This window comes from Tistrella sp. (assembly GCF_002684955.1).
GTDB classification, from domain to species: Bacteria; Pseudomonadota; Alphaproteobacteria; order Tistrellales; family Tistrellaceae; genus Tistrella; species Tistrella mobilis.
In genome coordinates this window covers 298,416-313,442 of record NZ_NYWI01000073.1, presented here as the reverse complement: position 1 = coordinate 313,442, position 15,027 = coordinate 298,416, and the positions used below count along the sequence as shown (strand labels likewise).

General features: G+C 68.1%; 15 protein-coding genes. 8 read left to right on the top strand and 7 right to left on the bottom strand.

Going from position 1 to position 15,027, the window contains the following annotated elements:
* Window positions 1-50: 50 nt before the first annotated feature.
* Window positions 51-764, bottom strand: a complete 714-nt coding sequence (locus CMO28_RS24725; RefSeq protein WP_296718520.1) for a DUF1045 domain-containing protein — start codon at window positions 762-764, stop codon at window positions 51-53.
* Between the two features lie 339 nt (window positions 765-1,103).
* Here CMO28_RS24725 and phnC point away from each other — a divergent pair, with 339 nt between their 5' ends.
* From phnC to CMO28_RS24705, 4 genes are all read left to right on the top strand, one after another.
* On the top strand, window positions 1,104-1,958 hold the full coding sequence (phnC, locus tag CMO28_RS24720) for a phosphonate ABC transporter ATP-binding protein (RefSeq protein WP_296718518.1): 855 nt from the start codon (window positions 1,104-1,106) through the stop codon (window positions 1,956-1,958).
* 66 nt (window positions 1,959-2,024) lie between these two features.
* Window positions 2,025-3,059 (top strand): phosphonate ABC transporter substrate-binding protein, encoded by a 1,035-nt coding sequence (gene phnD, locus CMO28_RS24715; protein ID WP_062762807.1) that lies wholly within the window; start codon window positions 2,025-2,027, stop codon window positions 3,057-3,059.
* A gap of 104 nt (window positions 3,060-3,163) precedes the next feature.
* Window positions 3,164-3,970 (top strand): phosphonate ABC transporter, permease protein PhnE, encoded by an 807-nt coding sequence (gene phnE, locus CMO28_RS24710; protein ID WP_014745606.1) that lies wholly within the window; start codon window positions 3,164-3,166, stop codon window positions 3,968-3,970.
* A 97-nt stretch (window positions 3,971-4,067) separates the two neighbouring features.
* Window positions 4,068-5,024: a D-2-hydroxyacid dehydrogenase family protein gene (locus CMO28_RS24705; RefSeq protein WP_296718512.1), complete on the top strand. Its 957-nt coding sequence runs from the start codon at window positions 4,068-4,070 to the stop codon at window positions 5,022-5,024.
* Window positions 5,025-5,073: 49 nt separating this feature from the next.
* Here the strand turns inward: CMO28_RS24705 and CMO28_RS24700 are convergent, their stop codons facing one another.
* Genes CMO28_RS24700 through CMO28_RS24690 form a run of 3 tightly spaced genes read right to left on the bottom strand, consistent with a single transcriptional unit; the run spans window position 5,074 to window position 6,645 of the window.
* On the bottom strand, window positions 5,074-5,238 hold the full coding sequence (locus CMO28_RS24700; RefSeq protein WP_014745604.1) for a hypothetical protein: 165 nt from the start codon (window positions 5,236-5,238) through the stop codon (window positions 5,074-5,076).
* Window positions 5,239-5,294: 56 nt separating this feature from the next.
* Entirely contained in the window at window positions 5,295-5,783 is a 489-nt protein-coding gene (locus CMO28_RS24695) for a PaaI family thioesterase (protein WP_296718507.1), read from the bottom strand.
* Window positions 5,784-5,829: 46 nt separating this feature from the next.
* Window positions 5,830-6,645, bottom strand: a complete 816-nt coding sequence (locus tag CMO28_RS24690) for an IclR family transcriptional regulator (RefSeq protein ID WP_296718504.1) — start codon at window positions 6,643-6,645, stop codon at window positions 5,830-5,832.
* 250 nt (window positions 6,646-6,895) lie between these two features.
* Between CMO28_RS24690 and CMO28_RS24685 the strand changes: the two genes are divergently transcribed.
* Together CMO28_RS24685 and CMO28_RS24680 are read left to right on the top strand one after the other, a co-directional pair.
* Window positions 6,896-8,461: a 3-hydroxyacyl-CoA dehydrogenase gene (locus CMO28_RS24685; protein ID WP_296718501.1), complete on the top strand. Its 1,566-nt coding sequence runs from the start codon at window positions 6,896-6,898 to the stop codon at window positions 8,459-8,461.
* Between the two features lie 36 nt (window positions 8,462-8,497).
* Complete coding sequence (locus CMO28_RS24680; RefSeq protein WP_296718499.1) at window positions 8,498-9,709, top strand: 3-oxoadipyl-CoA thiolase; 1,212 nt, start codon at window positions 8,498-8,500, stop codon at window positions 9,707-9,709.
* 34 nt (window positions 9,710-9,743) lie between these two features.
* Here the strand turns inward: CMO28_RS24680 and CMO28_RS24675 are convergent, their stop codons facing one another.
* Complete coding sequence (locus CMO28_RS24675) at window positions 9,744-9,950, bottom strand: hypothetical protein (protein ID WP_296718497.1); 207 nt, start codon at window positions 9,948-9,950, stop codon at window positions 9,744-9,746.
* A gap of 56 nt (window positions 9,951-10,006) precedes the next feature.
* On the bottom strand, window positions 10,007-11,317 hold the full coding sequence (locus CMO28_RS24670; RefSeq protein WP_296718494.1) for an MFS transporter: 1,311 nt from the start codon (window positions 11,315-11,317) through the stop codon (window positions 10,007-10,009).
* A 374-nt stretch (window positions 11,318-11,691) separates the two neighbouring features.
* Between CMO28_RS24670 and CMO28_RS24665 the strand changes: the two genes are divergently transcribed.
* Together CMO28_RS24665 and CMO28_RS24660 are read left to right on the top strand one after the other, a co-directional pair.
* A complete protein-coding gene (locus tag CMO28_RS24665; protein WP_296718491.1) occupies window positions 11,692-12,903 on the top strand; it encodes an OpgC family protein in 1,212 nt (403 codons plus the stop codon).
* A 2-nt stretch (window positions 12,904-12,905) separates the two neighbouring features.
* Window positions 12,906-13,850: an SGNH/GDSL hydrolase family protein gene (locus CMO28_RS24660; RefSeq protein ID WP_296718488.1), complete on the top strand. Its 945-nt coding sequence runs from the start codon at window positions 12,906-12,908 to the stop codon at window positions 13,848-13,850.
* Here the strand turns inward: CMO28_RS24660 and CMO28_RS24655 are convergent.
* Entirely contained in the window at window positions 13,778-14,713 is a 936-nt protein-coding gene (locus tag CMO28_RS24655) for a LysR family transcriptional regulator (RefSeq protein WP_062763838.1), read from the bottom strand. The two genes, CMO28_RS24660 and CMO28_RS24655, sit on opposite strands and share 73 nt — an antisense overlap.
* Between the last annotated feature and the right edge of the window lie 314 nt (window positions 14,714-15,027).

The following is a 15,027-nucleotide window of genomic DNA, read 5'->3' as shown; positions in this document are numbered from 1 at the left end:
TTTGCGTCGTTGTCGTTGACGTGTCAGCATCCCATCCTGCGTCTGCCGCATCAACCGCGGAGCGCGAAGCGGCGGTGGCAAATGAAGGGCGCGCCCGGCGCGGCTTCCACGGCGACCGCAATGGCATCGATGACGAAGGGCCGGGTGGCAAAAGCCGCGGTGGCGCCGGCCAGGGCATCGAACAGCCGGGCGACCGCCGGCTCGTCTTCGGGCAGCCGGCCGGTCAGGGTCATGTGGAAGCGGAAATCCTCGAACACATGGGGATAGCCCCAGCGGTCCATCAGTTCGATCTGCCGCGGGGTGAGGCGGCTTTTGGCCAGCCGTTTCGCCCGGTCCCCGGCATCGAGCGGCCGGCGCAGATCATTGGTGCCCTCCACGATCCGGGCAGCGAAATCCTGCAGCGCGTCCGAGCGCGCGGCCGGCACCAGCGCCAGGAAATGCGCGATCCGGCGGAGCTGCAGCCCTTGCGGGATCATCACCCGGGGCAGGGCGGCGGCAAGCTCCGCCGCCCGGGCCTCGATCGCGTCCAGATCGACGCCTTCGGCCGGGCGGAAGGGCGCACGCAGGGTGGCATGGAAGCCATAGCGCCGCGGCTCTGCCGTCACGGCATCGAGGGCGTCGACGGACCAGTTCTCCGGTACCGCCGGGCGCGGCGCCAGGGGCCCGCCATCTGCCGCGCGGCCGAGCCAGGCAGCCCCGAAGGCCCCCAGCGGGTCCGAGGTGCCGGGCATGACGTAAAGGGCGGCACGGTACGGTACCGGCATCGGCGCGGATCTCCTGAAGACCAAGGGGCGACATCCCTCCGGATAGATCCGGAATTGCGGATGTGTATCAAGGATTTGTCTAGGGGGCAGGGCCCTCCGGCAGCCCCGTGATGCCATGGGGGCGGCCCTTCATCAATGCTTTACCGCGTCGTCACCGAAACGTCATCGAAGCCGGCTAATCAGATAGCCGACGGGGCCGCGCAATGTGGCCGCCCGGGGTACGGCCGCAGGTGATCTGAACCCGCCTGGCCGGCCTGACCGGGACGTCTCCGACGGGGGTACCCCTGCGCGAGGCGACATTGCCCCCCGATGCAGGACATTCGGAAGGACCGACCGGCGATGACCGACAGCGCCAGCGCACCCGCCATCGAGGTGGCGCGCCTGACCAAGACGTTCCGTGGCCATCGTGCGCTGGACGGCGTGAGCTTCCAGGTCGCCCGGGGCGAAATGGTCGCCCTGATCGGTGCCTCGGGCTCGGGCAAGTCGACGCTGATGCGCCATCTTTCGGGCCTGATCGCCTCGGACCGCACGGAAGGCGGCGAGATCCGCATGCTGGGCGGTTCGGTGCAGAAGAACGGCCGCATCGCCCGCGACATCCGCCGGCGCCGCGCCCGGATCGGCGTGGTCTTTCAGCAGTTCAACCTGGTCGGCCGGCTGACGGTGATCACCAATGTGCTGACCGGCACGCTCGGCAACCTGCCGCTCTGGCGGGTGATCACCGGGCGCTTCCGGCGCGACGACCGCATGCGGGCGCTGGCGGCGCTGGAGCGGGTCGGCATCGCCGAATGGGCCCATCGCCGCGCCTCCACCCTGTCGGGCGGCCAGCAGCAGCGGGCGGCGATCGCCCGGGCGCTGGTCCAGCAGGCCGAAGTGATCATGGCCGACGAGCCGATCGCGTCTCTGGACCCGGAAAGCGCCCGGCGGGTGATGGACACGCTCGCCCGGATCAACACCGAGGACGGCACCACCGTCGTGGTCTCGCTGCACCAGGTGGATTACGCGCTCCGCTACTGCTCGCGGGTGATCGCGCTTTCGAAGGGCAGGCTGGTCTATGACGGCCCGTCTGCCGCGCTGACCAACGACATGCTCGCCCGTCTCTACGGGACCGAGATCGAGGATATCGGCCTGCCCGTGCGCGACCGCGCCGCACCGGCCGCTGCCTCTGCTTCTGCGGGGCAGGCGCTGGCGGTCTGACGCCGCGCCCTGCCACCCAACGCTTCCGCCTCACGCATCCCACGCCCCATGGAAGGCATGCACCCCATGTTCCTGAAGCGTCTGACCCAGGTGGCCGTGGCGGCCGCCATCGCCGTCGGTTCGGCCCTGCCGGCCGCCGCTGCCGAAGACATGAAGATCACCTCGATGAAGGAGATCAACTTCGGCATCATCTCGACCGAGTCGACCCAGAACCTGAAGACCATGTGGGACCCGTTCCTGGCCGACATGTCGCGCAAGCTGGGCGTCGAGGTGAAGGCCTTCTTTGCGCCTGACTATGCCGGCATCATCCAGGGCATGCGTTTCGACAAGGTCGACGTCGCCTGGTACGGCAACAAGTCGGCCATGGAAGCGGTGGACCGCGCCGGCGGCGAGATCTTCGCCCAGACGGTTGCGGCCGACGGCTCGCCCGGCTACTGGTCGCTGCTGATCACCCAGGCCGACCGCACCGACCTGAACTCGGTCGAGGACATGCTGGCCAAGGCCAAGGATCTGACCTTCAGCAACGGCGATCCCAACTCGACCTCGGGCTTCCTGGTGCCGAGCTATTACGTCTTCGCCCAGAACAATGTCGATGCCCGCACCGCCTTCAAGCGGACGCTGGCGGCGAACCACGAGACCAATGCGCTGGCGGTTGCCAACGGCCAGGTCGACGTTGCGACCAACAACACCGAGAACATGGCCCGCCTTGAGAAGACCTTCCCCGAGAAGGCCAAGCAGATCAAGGTGATCTGGAAGTCGCCGCTGATCCCGGCGGACCCGATCGTGTGGCGCACCAGCCTGCCGGCCGAGGCCAAGGAGAAGATCGCGAGCTTCTTCCTGACCTATGGTGTCGAGGGCCCGGACGCCGAGAAGGAAAAGGCGGTTCTGCAGGGTCTGACCTGGGCGCCGTTCCGCAAGAGCAGCAACGACCAGCTGATCCCGATCCGTCAGCTGGAGCTGTTCCGCTCGAAGGCGAAGCTCGAGGCCGATACGGCCATGGCCGCCGACGAGAAGGCGAAGAAGATCGCCGAGATCGACGCCCAGCTCGACGCGCTGAACAAGCGCGCCGCCGAGATCGAGAAGGCCGCCAAGGCTTCGTGATCCATCGGCCTCAAGCGACCGGCGGCTCCCCGCGCCGCCGGTCGTTCTTCATGTCAGACCAGTCTCGACCATCGACGTCGTTTTCTCTGAAAGTTCCGGCCGCCATGACCGATCTTGCCCAGCCCCGCACGCCCGGCATCACGCCGCCGCGCGACCTCAAGGGATCGCTGCTGCGCTACGTTACCTATGGCCTGCTCGCCGCCGTGCTGGTCTGGTCCTGGGACGGCGCCGAGATGCGGCCGCTGGACCTGTTCCGCGATGCCGGCAATATGGGCGTGTTCGGAGCCGAGTTCTTCCCGCCGAATTTCCACCAGTGGCGCTTCTATCTGGACGAGCTGCTGGTCACCATTCAGCTGGCGCTCTGGGGCACGGTGCTGGCGGTTGTCTTTGCCATTCCCTTCGGCATCCTGTCGTCGTCGAACGTGGCGCCGGTCTGGGTGGTGCAGCCGGTGCGGCGGATGATGGATGCGCTGCGCGCCATCAACGAAATGGTCTTCGCCATGCTGTTCGTGGTGGCGGTGGGCCTCGGCCCCTTCGCCGGCGTGCTGGCGCTGTTCGTCCACACCACCGGCGTGCTGGCCAAGCTGTTCTCGGAAGCCGTGGAAGCGATCGACCCGCGGCCGGTGGAGGGCATTCGCGCCACCGGTGCCGGGCCGCTGGCCGAGGTGATCTATGGCGTGATCCCGCAGGTTCTGCCGCTCTGGGTGTCGTATTCGCTCTACCGTTTCGAAAGCAATGTCCGCTCGGCCACGGTGGTCGGCATGGTCGGTGCCGGCGGCATCGGCGTGGTGCTGTGGGAAGCGATCCGCGGCTTCTATTTCGCCGAGACCTGTGCGGTGATGATCATGATCATCGTCATGGTCAGCCTGCTGGACGTGATTTCAAGCCAGCTGCGCAAGCTGTTCATCTGACCGGAACCTTCCGCCCCGATCTCCTGTATCATCCCTGTCGAACCGCCGCCGGCCGGTGCCGCGGCGGTTCGTGGCGTTTGCAGGCAGGAGAAGACCGATGCGGTATCGCTGCGCGATCCTGGACGATTACCACGATGTCGCAACCGGCTTCGCCGACTGGTCGGCGGTGGAAGACCGGGTGGCGCTGACGGTCTTCCATACCGGCTTTGCCGACGAGGAGGCGGTGGTGGCGGCGCTCGCCGGGTTCCACATCGTCTGCGTGATGCGCGAGCGCACGCCCCTGCCGGCACGGGTGCTGGAACGGCTGCCGGATCTGCGCCTGATCGTCACCACCGGCATGCACAATGCCGCGATCGACACCGAGGCGGCCGGGGCACAGGGCATCACGGTCTGCGGCACCGAAGGCCTGGCGGCCCCCACGGTGGAGCTGACCTTCGCGTTGATCCTGGAGGTGATGCGCGGGGCCGGCGCCGAAAGCGCCCGCATGAAGGCGGGGCAGCCCTGGCAGACGGTGATGGGACGGGGGCTGGAGGGCAAGACCCTGGGCGTGCTGGGCCTTGGCCGGCTGGGCGGACGGGTGGCAGAGGTGGCGCAGGCCTTCGGCATGAAGGTCGTGGCCTGGAGCCCTAATCTGACCGATACCCGCTGCCGCGAGGTGGGGGCCCGACGCGTCTCGAAAGAGGATCTGCTGGCGACGGCGGATATCGTCACCATCCATCTGAAGCTGGGCGACCGGTCGCGCCGGCTGGTCGATGCGGCGGCGCTTGGGATGATGAAACCGGGGGCGGTGCTGATCAACACCTCGCGCGGGCCGATCGTCGACGAGGCGGCGCTGATCGACGCCCTCTCGACCGGCCGCCTGGCCGGTGCGGGCCTCGACGTCTACGACCGGGAACCGCTGCCCGCCGACCATCCGTTCCGGCAGCTGCCGACGGTGGTGGTCTCCCCGCATCTGGGTTATGTGACGGCCGAAAACTTCCGCATCTTCTATCGCCAGACCGCCGAGGCGGTGGCCGCCTGGCTGGATGGGGCGCCGGTCAGACGGATCGTCTGAGCAGAGATGACAAATATGCAGGGAAATATTCAGGTCTGCATAGAAATACTCAGGCCCTGCGAGCAGCCAGTGCTTCCCGGAGCAGCACCGCGAAATGACGATCGAGGTCTTCTTCGTCAAGATCTGGCCGAGGGTCGGCATCGGCTTCGGCGATCTTGCGGCGAAGAACGTCTAAGTCGAGCATATCAAGGCCCAACGGGTCGACGTTTTGCATGAGAGCCTCCATCTCCGGCGCATCGTAGCAGAAGATGGGGTGCGTGCCATTGAAGGTCAGCCCCGCGGCACGCCTTCGAGCGATTCGCTGCCGCCGCGATAGCGGAAGGTGCCCTGGGCCGAGGCGATGAGCGCGCCGGTCTCGTCGGTGACTTCGCCCGTGACCATGAAGATCTTGCGGCCGCCGCCCATCACCCGGCCGCGGGCGGTGAGGAGCCTGCCGCGGGTCTGGGAGATGAAGCCGATGGTGAGCGACAGGGTGACGCAATAGCGCGCCCGCGCGGGGTCGGGGCAGTAATTACCGGCATAGCCGCAGGCGCTGTCGAGCATCGAGGCGATCACCCCGCCATGGGGCACGCCGGCACGGTTCAGGTGCTGAGGGCCGAGCTCGATCGAGACCTCGGCGTAATCGGGCTGCCAGCGGACCAGCCTGGTGCCGATCAGACCGTTATAGGCCCCCGGCGGCTCACCCTCGGCCAGGATGGCGGCCAGTTCTACCGCATCGGGTGGGGAGGCGGGCGAGACGATGGTGGGGCGTCCGGTCATGTCGGGTCTGCAACTCCTGGGGGCGTCGGTCCTTGGGGGGTGGCGGTCAGCGGCGGACCAGCGAGGCTTCGATCTGCTGGGCGATGCGCACCAGACGGGGGCCGATATCCTTCTCGATCCGCTCGCGATGGACGATGAAACTGGGGCCGCCGCAATTGATCGCCATCAGCCCGCCCGAGGGCCGGCGCAGCGGCACGCCCACGGCATTGACACCGGTGGTCCATTCGCCGATCGAGGTGCAGAAGCCGCGGGCATTCACCTCGTCCAGCGCCTGCATGATACCTTCCTTGATCTTGGGCCATTCGGCGCCGGAACGGCGCTGGATGTGTTCCATCAGGAAGCCGCGCTCCTGCTCGGGCAGGCCGGCGAGGAAGGCGCGGCCGATGGCGCTGGTCGCAATCGGGATCCGCGAACCCACGTCGAGGCGCAGCGTGACCGCGGTATCGGCCCGGCAGCATTCGACATAGAGCACGTTCAGCCGGTCGCGGTCGCCCAAGGCTGCCGACACGCCGGAATAGTCGGCGATCTCCTGCAGCAGGGGACGTGCGATGTCGCGCACCGTCAACCCGGCCAGCATGCTGTAGCCCAGCGTCAGCACGGCCGAACCCAGGCGATACTTGCCGATCCGCTCGTTATAGGACAGATAGCCCAGCCTGGTCAGCGTATAGGTGAGCCGCGAGACCGTGGGCTTGGGCAGGCCGGTGATCTCGGCCAGTTCCTGATTGCCCATGGGCTGGTTGCCGACGCGGAAGGCGCGCAGCACCTCGAGCCCGCGGGCCAATGCCGTCACGAAATTCCGATCGCGGGCGGCTTCTTCCGGGTCGAGCTCTGCAATGGGCTCGATCTCGGCACGTTTGCGCATGCCTGTACTCCCAACTTCCTCCCCTGGGGCGCTTCCGATCGTCTGCCGGAATTCATACCCCGCCGCTCCGTCGTTTACCCGTGAAAATTGTCCGGACGAAGCTCGGTCTCGGGCAAATTCCGCGGATGCGCATGCTGATGGATTGCGGTTGCAGGCCAATCTGACACTGCCTAACCTCCCCGTCAACGCGATGGAATATGAGTCCGCCCTGCGGAAATCGCATGGCGGCGCCTGCCGGAGGACCCCGCCCGTGACCGATTTCGCTGCCCGAACCGAGACTTCCGCCCCCCGCCGGATCGATATCGCCGGGGTGATCGGCACCGGATCCATGGGCCGCGGCATCGCCCAGGTTCTGGCCGAAGCCGGGGTCGAGGTCCGCCTGGCCGATGCGAAGCCGGGCGCAGCCGATGCGGCGCGCGGCTTCATCGCCGACATGCTGGCACGCAAGGCTTCAAAGGGCCAGTGTGACCAGGATCACATCGACGCAACCCTGGGTCGGCTGAAGGTTGTGGAGGCCGCTCCGGCCTCGTTCGCAGGCGCCGATCTGGTGGTCGAGGCGATCGTCGAGGCGCTGGAGGTCAAGCGCACGCTGTTCCGTGATCTGGAACCGGCGGTGGGGCCGGACTGCATCCTGGCTTCCAACACCTCGTCGCTGTCGGTGACCGCGATCGCGGCGGCCTGCGCGGTGCCCGAGCGCGTGGCGGGCTTCCATTTCTTCAATCCCGTGCCGCTGATGAAGATCGTCGAGGTGGTGGCGGGGGCCCGCACCGCCCCCTGGGTGACCGCGGCCCTGACCGATCTGGCCGGCCGTACCGGCCATCTGCCGGCCAATGTCACCGACAGCCCCGGCTTCCTGGTCAATCATGCCGGTCGCGGTTTCGGGGTGGAGGCGCTGCGCATCCTGCAGGACGGGGTGGCGCGGCCGGTGGATATCGACCGGATCATGCGCGACGCGGCCGGGTTCCGCATGGGGCCGTTCGAGCTGTTCGATCTGGTCGGGCTCGACGTGTCGCAGCCGGTGATGGAATCGATCTACAATCAGTTCTTCCAGGAGCCGCGCTTCCGCCCGTCGCCGATCGGCCGCAACCGGATGGAGTCCGGGCTGCTGGGGCGGAAATCCGGCGCTGGCTTCTATACTTACGAGAACGGGCGCGCGCGGATCGAGCCGGACCCCGAGCCCGACCCGCTGGCCGGCCGCGCGGTCGACGGGCCGGTCTGGGTGGGGCCCGCCGCCGATCCGACCTGGCGGGCGGCGGCGCAGGAGCTGGTGGCGCGGGCCGGCATGGAGGTGGATGCGGGCGACCGGCCGGGCAAGGGCGCGATCGCCCTGCTGCTGCCGCTTGGAACCGACTGCACCACGGCGGCGCTGGAGGCGGGGGGTGATCCGGCCCGGGCGCTGGCGATCGACCCGCTTTTCGGCTTCGAGCGGCGGCTGACCCTGATGACCTCACCCGCCACCGATCCGGCGCTCGCCGCCGGCATGGCGGTGCGGCTGGAGCAGGGCGGCGTGCCGGTGACGCGGATTCGCGACAGCGCCGGTTTCGTCGCCCAGCGCATCGCCGCCCAGATCGTGAATGTCGGCTGCGAGATCGCCCAGATGCGCATTGCCGCCCCGGCCGATATCGATCCCGCGGTGGAACTGGGCCTCGGCTATCCTAAGGGGCCGCTGCGCCTGGGCGATAGCCTGGGGGCTGCCCATGTGCTGACGGTGCTGGAGGGGCTGCTGGCGGCGACCGGCGATCCGCGCTACCGGCCCAGCCCCTGGCTGTCGCGCCGCGCCCGCCTGGGCCTGCCGCTGACCCGCGACGAAGCCTGAGACAAGACCAGAGAAAAGCCCGGAGGAACCGTTCCCATGACCGCCACCACCGACGCCTTCATCTTCGACGGCCTGCGCAGCGCCTTCGGCCGCCAGGGCGGCGTGCTGTCACGCATCCGCCCCGACGACCTGCTGGGCCAGGTGATCCGGGCGCTGATGGCGAAGACCGGCGTTGATCCGACCGCGATCGAGGACGTGCTCGCCGGCTGTGCCTGCCAGGCGGGCGAGGATGCCCGCAACGTTGCCCGCCATGGCGCGCTGATGGGCGGGCTGCCGGTCGAGGTTGCGGCACAGACCGTCAACCGGCTCTGCGGCAGCGGCATGGCGGCGGTGATCGATGCGTCGCGTGCCATCCGCCTGGGCGATGGCGAGCTGATGATCGCGGGCGGCGTGGAAAGCATGACCCGCGCGCCTTTCGTGGTCGCCAAATCGGAACAGGCCTTTGGCCGCGATTTCAAGGTCTATGACAGCGCCATCGGCGCCCGCTTCCCGAACCCGAAGGTGATCGCGGCCTATGGCGGCGACACCATGCCCGAGACCGCCGACAACATCGCCCGCGACCTGGCCATCGGCCGCGAGGAGAGCGACGCCTTCGCGGCGCGGTCGCAGGCGAGCTATGAAGCGGCGCGCGCGGCCGGCTTCTTCGAGGGCGAGATCACGGCCGTCACCGTCGACCAGGGCCGCAAGGCGCCGGCGCTGGAGGTGACGGCCGACGAGCATCCGCGACCCGACAGCACCCTGGCGGCGCTGACGAAGCTACGGCCGCTGGCGGCCGATGGCGTGGTGACGGCGGGTAATGCCTCGGGCATCAATGACGGTGCGGCAGCACTGCTGCTGGGCACCGAAGCGGCTGGTGCCCGTTTCGGCCTGAAGCCCCGGGCGCGGATCGTGGCGGCGGCGGTGGCCGGGGTGGAGCCCCGGGTGATGGGGCTGGGTCCGGTGCCGGCGGCACGCAAGGCACTGGCCCGCGCCGGGCTCTCGCTTGCCGATATGGATGTGATCGAAATCAACGAGGCCTTCGCGACCCAGGTGCTGGGCTGCCTGAAGCAGCTGGATCTGGCCTATGACGATGCCCGCGTGAACCCCAATGGCGGTGCGATCGCCGTCGGCCATCCGCTGGGGGCTTCGGGCGCGCGGATCACGCTGACGGCGCTGCGCGAACTGGAGCGTCGCGGCGGGCGCTACGCCCTGGTGTCGATGTGCATCGGCATCGGCCAGGGCATCGCGCTGATTGTCGAGAGGGTCTGACCCAAGGGATGGGGGCTGGGCCTGGCCTTGCGGCTCAGCCGCAGAGCAGGCCCACCCAGTCCATGGAGATGACGCCGGAATAGCGGCCCCAGCCATAGAGGGCGGCCCCGAGCACGAGGCCGATGCCGATCGCGGCGGCATGAATGGTCCAGGCCGGCAAAGGCCGGTCGCCGTCGGTTGCTTCGTCCTCCGCCGCTGCATGCCTCATATGCATCCGGTCGACGGGCAGCATTTCGCTCATCACGTTCGCCTCCGTAACGGGATATCCGGAAAGTATAGCCCGGATCGCCGCCCCGCTCACGCGGCTTTCGGCTGCCGGACCACCGGCCGGTCGGAAATGGGCAGGTGCAGCAGGGCCGCAATCGCCGAGATGACGGCCATCGCCGTCCAGACCGCATCGTAGGAACCGAGCAGGTCGTAGGCATAGCCGCCACCCCAGGCGCCGAGGAAGGCGCCGACCTGATGCGACAGGAAGACAACACCGTAAAGGGTTGAAAGGTAACGCGGTCCGAAGATCCGTGCCACCATGCCGCTGGTGAGCGGAATGGTGCCGAGCCAGGTGAAGCCGAACAGAACTGCAAAGGCCAGGATCAGCGGTGCCGAGGGCGGCAGAACGACCACCGCCGTCACGAAGATCATGCGCAGGGTATAGATGGCGACCAGCATGTTGCGGCCACGGAAGTGGGCGCCCAGGCTGCCCAGCACATAGGCGCCGACGATGTTACAGGCCCCGATCAGCCCCAGCGCCCAGGCCGCCACCCAGCCGGGGATGCCGACATCGCCGACATAGGCCGGCAGATGCACGCCGATAAAGGTGATCTGAAAGCCGCAGACCCCGAAGCCGAGCGCCAGCAGCCAGAAGCTGCCGCTATGGGCGGCTTCGTGAAGCGCCTTGCCCAGCGTGTCGGCACCGGACGGGGCGGCAGGGGCCGGCGCGACCCCGGCGGTGCCCTGCGGCTTGCGCCGGCGTGCCCCGTCGAGCGCGAAGCCGAAGGCGGCCATGGCGCTGGCGGCGATGGCGAGCAGCAGGATCGCATCCCGCCAGCCGAAGGCATCGAGCATGGCATAGGCGCCGGGGACCACCGCGAACATGCCGAAAGAGCCGCCGGCGGTGACCAGGGCGAAGCATTGCGGCCGCCGCGCTTCCGGCACGGCCCGGCCGACTGCACCCAGCACCACCACGAAACTGGTGCCGGCCAGGCCGAAGCCCACAGCCACGCCCAGCGTGACCATCAGCCCGGTGGGGGAACCGGTCGAGGCGGCGAGCACCAGCCCCGCCACATAGGCGGCGGTGCCCGCCAGCACCACGCGCGACGGGCCGAACCGGTCGGCGATCATGCCGATGAAGGGCTGCATCAGCCCGAAGAGCAGGTTCTGCACGGCGATCGCAAAGCCGAAGACCTCGCGACCGATGCCGAGTTCGGCGACGACGGGGGTAAGGAAGACGCCGAATGCCTGGCGCACGCCCATCGAAATGGTCACGACCACGGCGGCCGCAATGAGCACGAGGCGGGCTGTCCGGTCGAGCCCGGGACGTGTGTCGCGTATCTGAGGTGACTGGGGCGGCTGGCCGATGGCGGACGGGGCGGCAGTCGGATCCTGGCTCATGGGCACCTCACGCGTAAATATGCTTATAAACCATCGTAAGGGTTGTGTTTCGGCTGGAAGAAAAATCCCGCCACAACGCCCCGGGAAGGGCGGTGTGGCGGGTAAAGTCAACCATACCGGGAACACAGATAGATCATAATGTCGGATCTGATCATGACGCCAATGCATAATGGGCATAATGATCATTACCGGATCGCAGCAGCTCGACCTGTGGTGGTGACCCAGGGGCGGGGAAGGATGGTCACGGCCGCCACGGGCCTGCCCCGCTTTTGACGCGGGGGATCCACATTATGCCCCTGTACCGGTTGAAGGCTGGTGCGTTGCAATGGTGTTGCTGATAAAGCAGCGGGCCACAACCACCAAGGACGAGACCGATGGACGCCACACGGCGCGGCAGGCTGAACGAGATCGATACGGTGCGGGGCCTTGCCCTGGCCATGATCTTCATCGATCACGTGCCGGGCAATCCTTTGGAAAACATCACGATCCGTAACTTCGGATTCGCGGATGCGACCGAAATCTTCGTCTTCCTGGCAGGGTTGGCGGCGGCGCTCGCCTATTTCCGCAAGTTCACCGCAGATCGGCCCTGGCTGGCCAGCGCCAAGGCGGCGAAGCGCGGTTTCGACCTCTATCTGGTCCATGTCTTCTGCATCGCCGTGGTGGCGGCGCTGGTGGCCTGGATGGCCGGCGCCACCGCCGATCCGGAGCTGTATTCCTGGATCAATCTGGGCCCGATCTTCAATGACCCGGCGGCCGGCCTGATGGGGGTGGTGACGCTGGGCCACCAGCCCGGCTACTTCAACATCCTGCCGATGTATATCTGCTTCATGCTGGCCCTGCCGGTGATGATGCTGATCGCACGGGCCAGCGTCGGCGCCATGCTGGTCGCCTCGGCCACGGTCTGGGTGGTCGCCAACATGACCGGCATGAACGCCCCGCAATGGCCGAATGGCGGCGGCTGGTTCTTCAACCCCCTGGCCTGGCAGTTCGTCTTCGCGATCGGTTTCGTGGTCGGTGCCGGCATTCTGGGCCGGGCGCAGGTGGTGCCCTACCGGGCCTGGGCCTGGTGGCTGGCGGCGGCCTATCTGGTGCTGGCGCTGGCGATGAAGCTGGCGGCCTTCTATCCCGCGCGCGACATGCTGCCGATCCCCTTCTTCCTTTATGGTCAGGACAAGACCTTCGTCACCCTGCCGCGCATTCTGCATCTGCTGGCCCTGGTCTATGTCGTCGCCTATTCGCCGGCCGGCCGCTGGCTGCGGGATCTGGGGGCCAACAACCCCTTCGCGGTGATGGGGCGCCAGGGTCTGGCGGTCTTCGCCACCGGCTCTCTGCTGGCGGTGGCGGCGCAGCTGGTCCGGGTTCCGCTGGGTGGTGGCGTGGTTCTCGATGTGGTACTCGTGTCTGCCGGTCTCGTCATTCTCGTCCTGCTTGCCGGGGGCCTCGAATGGTTGAAGCGCAGCACTGCCCAGACGTCTGCCCGCACCGCCACGCCCGCTCGTACGACCGTGACTCCTGCCCGCACCGCGCCTGCGGCGCCGTCGGCAGCCGTCCCACCGACCAAGGCCTTCGGTCCCGTCCGCGCCTGATCATGACCCGCCTGCTGCACCACGTCCTTCGCCCGCTGACCGTTACCGCCGCCATGCTCCTGCCGGGGCTGGCGGCGGTGCCGCCTGCGGCACTGGCTGCCGAGGCAGCGGTGACACCGAAGCCGGCGCCGGAACAGGATGCCGGCAGCTTCGGCCTAGCCCTGGATACCAGCATCGACGGCGTCTGCCGCGTGCCGGAAGACGGCCCGGATCTGGCGGGCGATCTGCCGGTGACGGACGAGAAGCTGGAAGAGGGGCGGCCGCTGGTGGTGCTGGCCATCGGATCCTCGTCAACCCAGGGCTATGGCGCGCCGCGGCCCGAGGCGAGCTATCCCTTCCGGCTGGAGCGCGATCTGGCCCGCCGCTACCCTGAGAGCCGCGTCCGGGTGATCAATGCCGGTGTCGGCGGCGAGATCGCAGCCGACCAGCTGGCGCGGCTGGACGAGCTGCTGGCCGAAAACGATCCCGATCTCGTCATCTGGCAGGCCGGTACCAATGATGCGCTGCGCGCGGTCGACCGCGCCCGGTTCACCGATCAGCTGCGCGAGGGGCTGGAGATGATCCGCGAGAGTGGCGCCGATGCGCTGCTGATGGATCTGCAGCTCTATCCCGGGGCCAAGGATCCCAGGACCTATGCCGCCTTCGTCACCCTGATGCATCAGGTGGCGGATGAAACCCATACGCCGATCTACAGCCGCTATGCGCTGATGACCGCCTGGGAAGAAGACCGCGCGCATCCGACCCCGGATCTGCTGTTCACCGATCGCTTCCATCTGAACGCGCTGGGCTATGCCTGTATCTCCCGTGCCCTTGCCGCGGCAATCGCCCATACGGTGGAGGAAGACGAGGCGGTGCCGACGGCGCCCAAGCGGGTTCAGACGGCCGCGACCGCCGCGGCCGGGGTGGAGGCGGGTGCCCAGAGGGTGGCGAGCGAGCCTGCCAGATGATCGATGGCCGGTGTCAGCCGGCCGGCGAGAGAGGACCGCAGCACCCAGACCGCAAGGGACAGGTCCAGTCCCCGCACCTCGATCCGCCGCAGCTCGCCGGCCTGGGCGCTCTGCATCACCCGGCGGGCCGGCACCAGCCCGAACCCGACGCCACGGGCAATCAACGACAGCTGGATGTCGGGCCCCAGAACCTCGGCCGCAACTTCCAGCCGCGCGCCCATCCGGTCGAGCAGACGCTGCACCACCATGTGATAGCCGCAGCCTTCGGGGTTGAGCACCCAGCTTGCCCGGGCCAGCTCTTCGGGCGCAATCGGACCAGAGGAGGTTTCGTCACGTGCGGAGCCCACGATCCAGACTGGTTCGGAGCCGACCCGCACCCCTTCGATATCCTGCGGGGGGTGTTCGTTGGGGTCGATCAGCACGACGGCGGCATCCAGGCGGCCGTCGCGGACCTGATCGATCAACTCCCCGGTCCAGCCGCTGCCGATCTGCAGGGCGACCAGCGGGAAGGCGGCGCGCAGCTCGTCGATCGGCCGGGTGACGGCCAGATCGACCACGCCATGGGCAAAGCCGAGGCGGAGCCGTCCGGCGGTGGCGCCCTCGGCCATGCCCATCGCCTTCAGATCTTCCACCGCACTCAGCACACGGCGGCAATGCTCCATCGCATCGCGACCGGCGGCGGTCAGCGTCGGGGGTTTGCTGCGCCGGTCGAGCAGAATCAACCCCAGCTCCGCTTCCAGCCGCTGGATCTGCCGGGTGACGGCCGGCTGTGTCAGATGCATGCGACGGGCGGCGCCGTTGATCGACCCCGCCTCGGCGACCGCGAGGAACGTTTCGATCTCGCTGAGCTTGATGCCAAGCATCGTGGATGATCCTCCGGACAGGTGAACGGCTCATTTCTGCGGTGAGCGCATGAGATGATCGTTGCGCGCGATATGTGCCGGCGTCAATGCCACTTGCACGCCGGGCCCGCCCCTGATCGGGCCGGTTCCAAAATTCGTCACGGCACGAAGGGGGAGCCCGGCTTGCCGTCCGGGGGCGGGGATCGTTAAGGTGAAGCGGCGCCCGTCGCGCATGATGCAGCTTGATCCGGAGGCCTCTCACAGGTGCCATGTCGCAAGATCGGCCCGTCCCACACTTCCCGTCTTCCGCTGGTCCCGGCGCTGTTTGCCGCAGC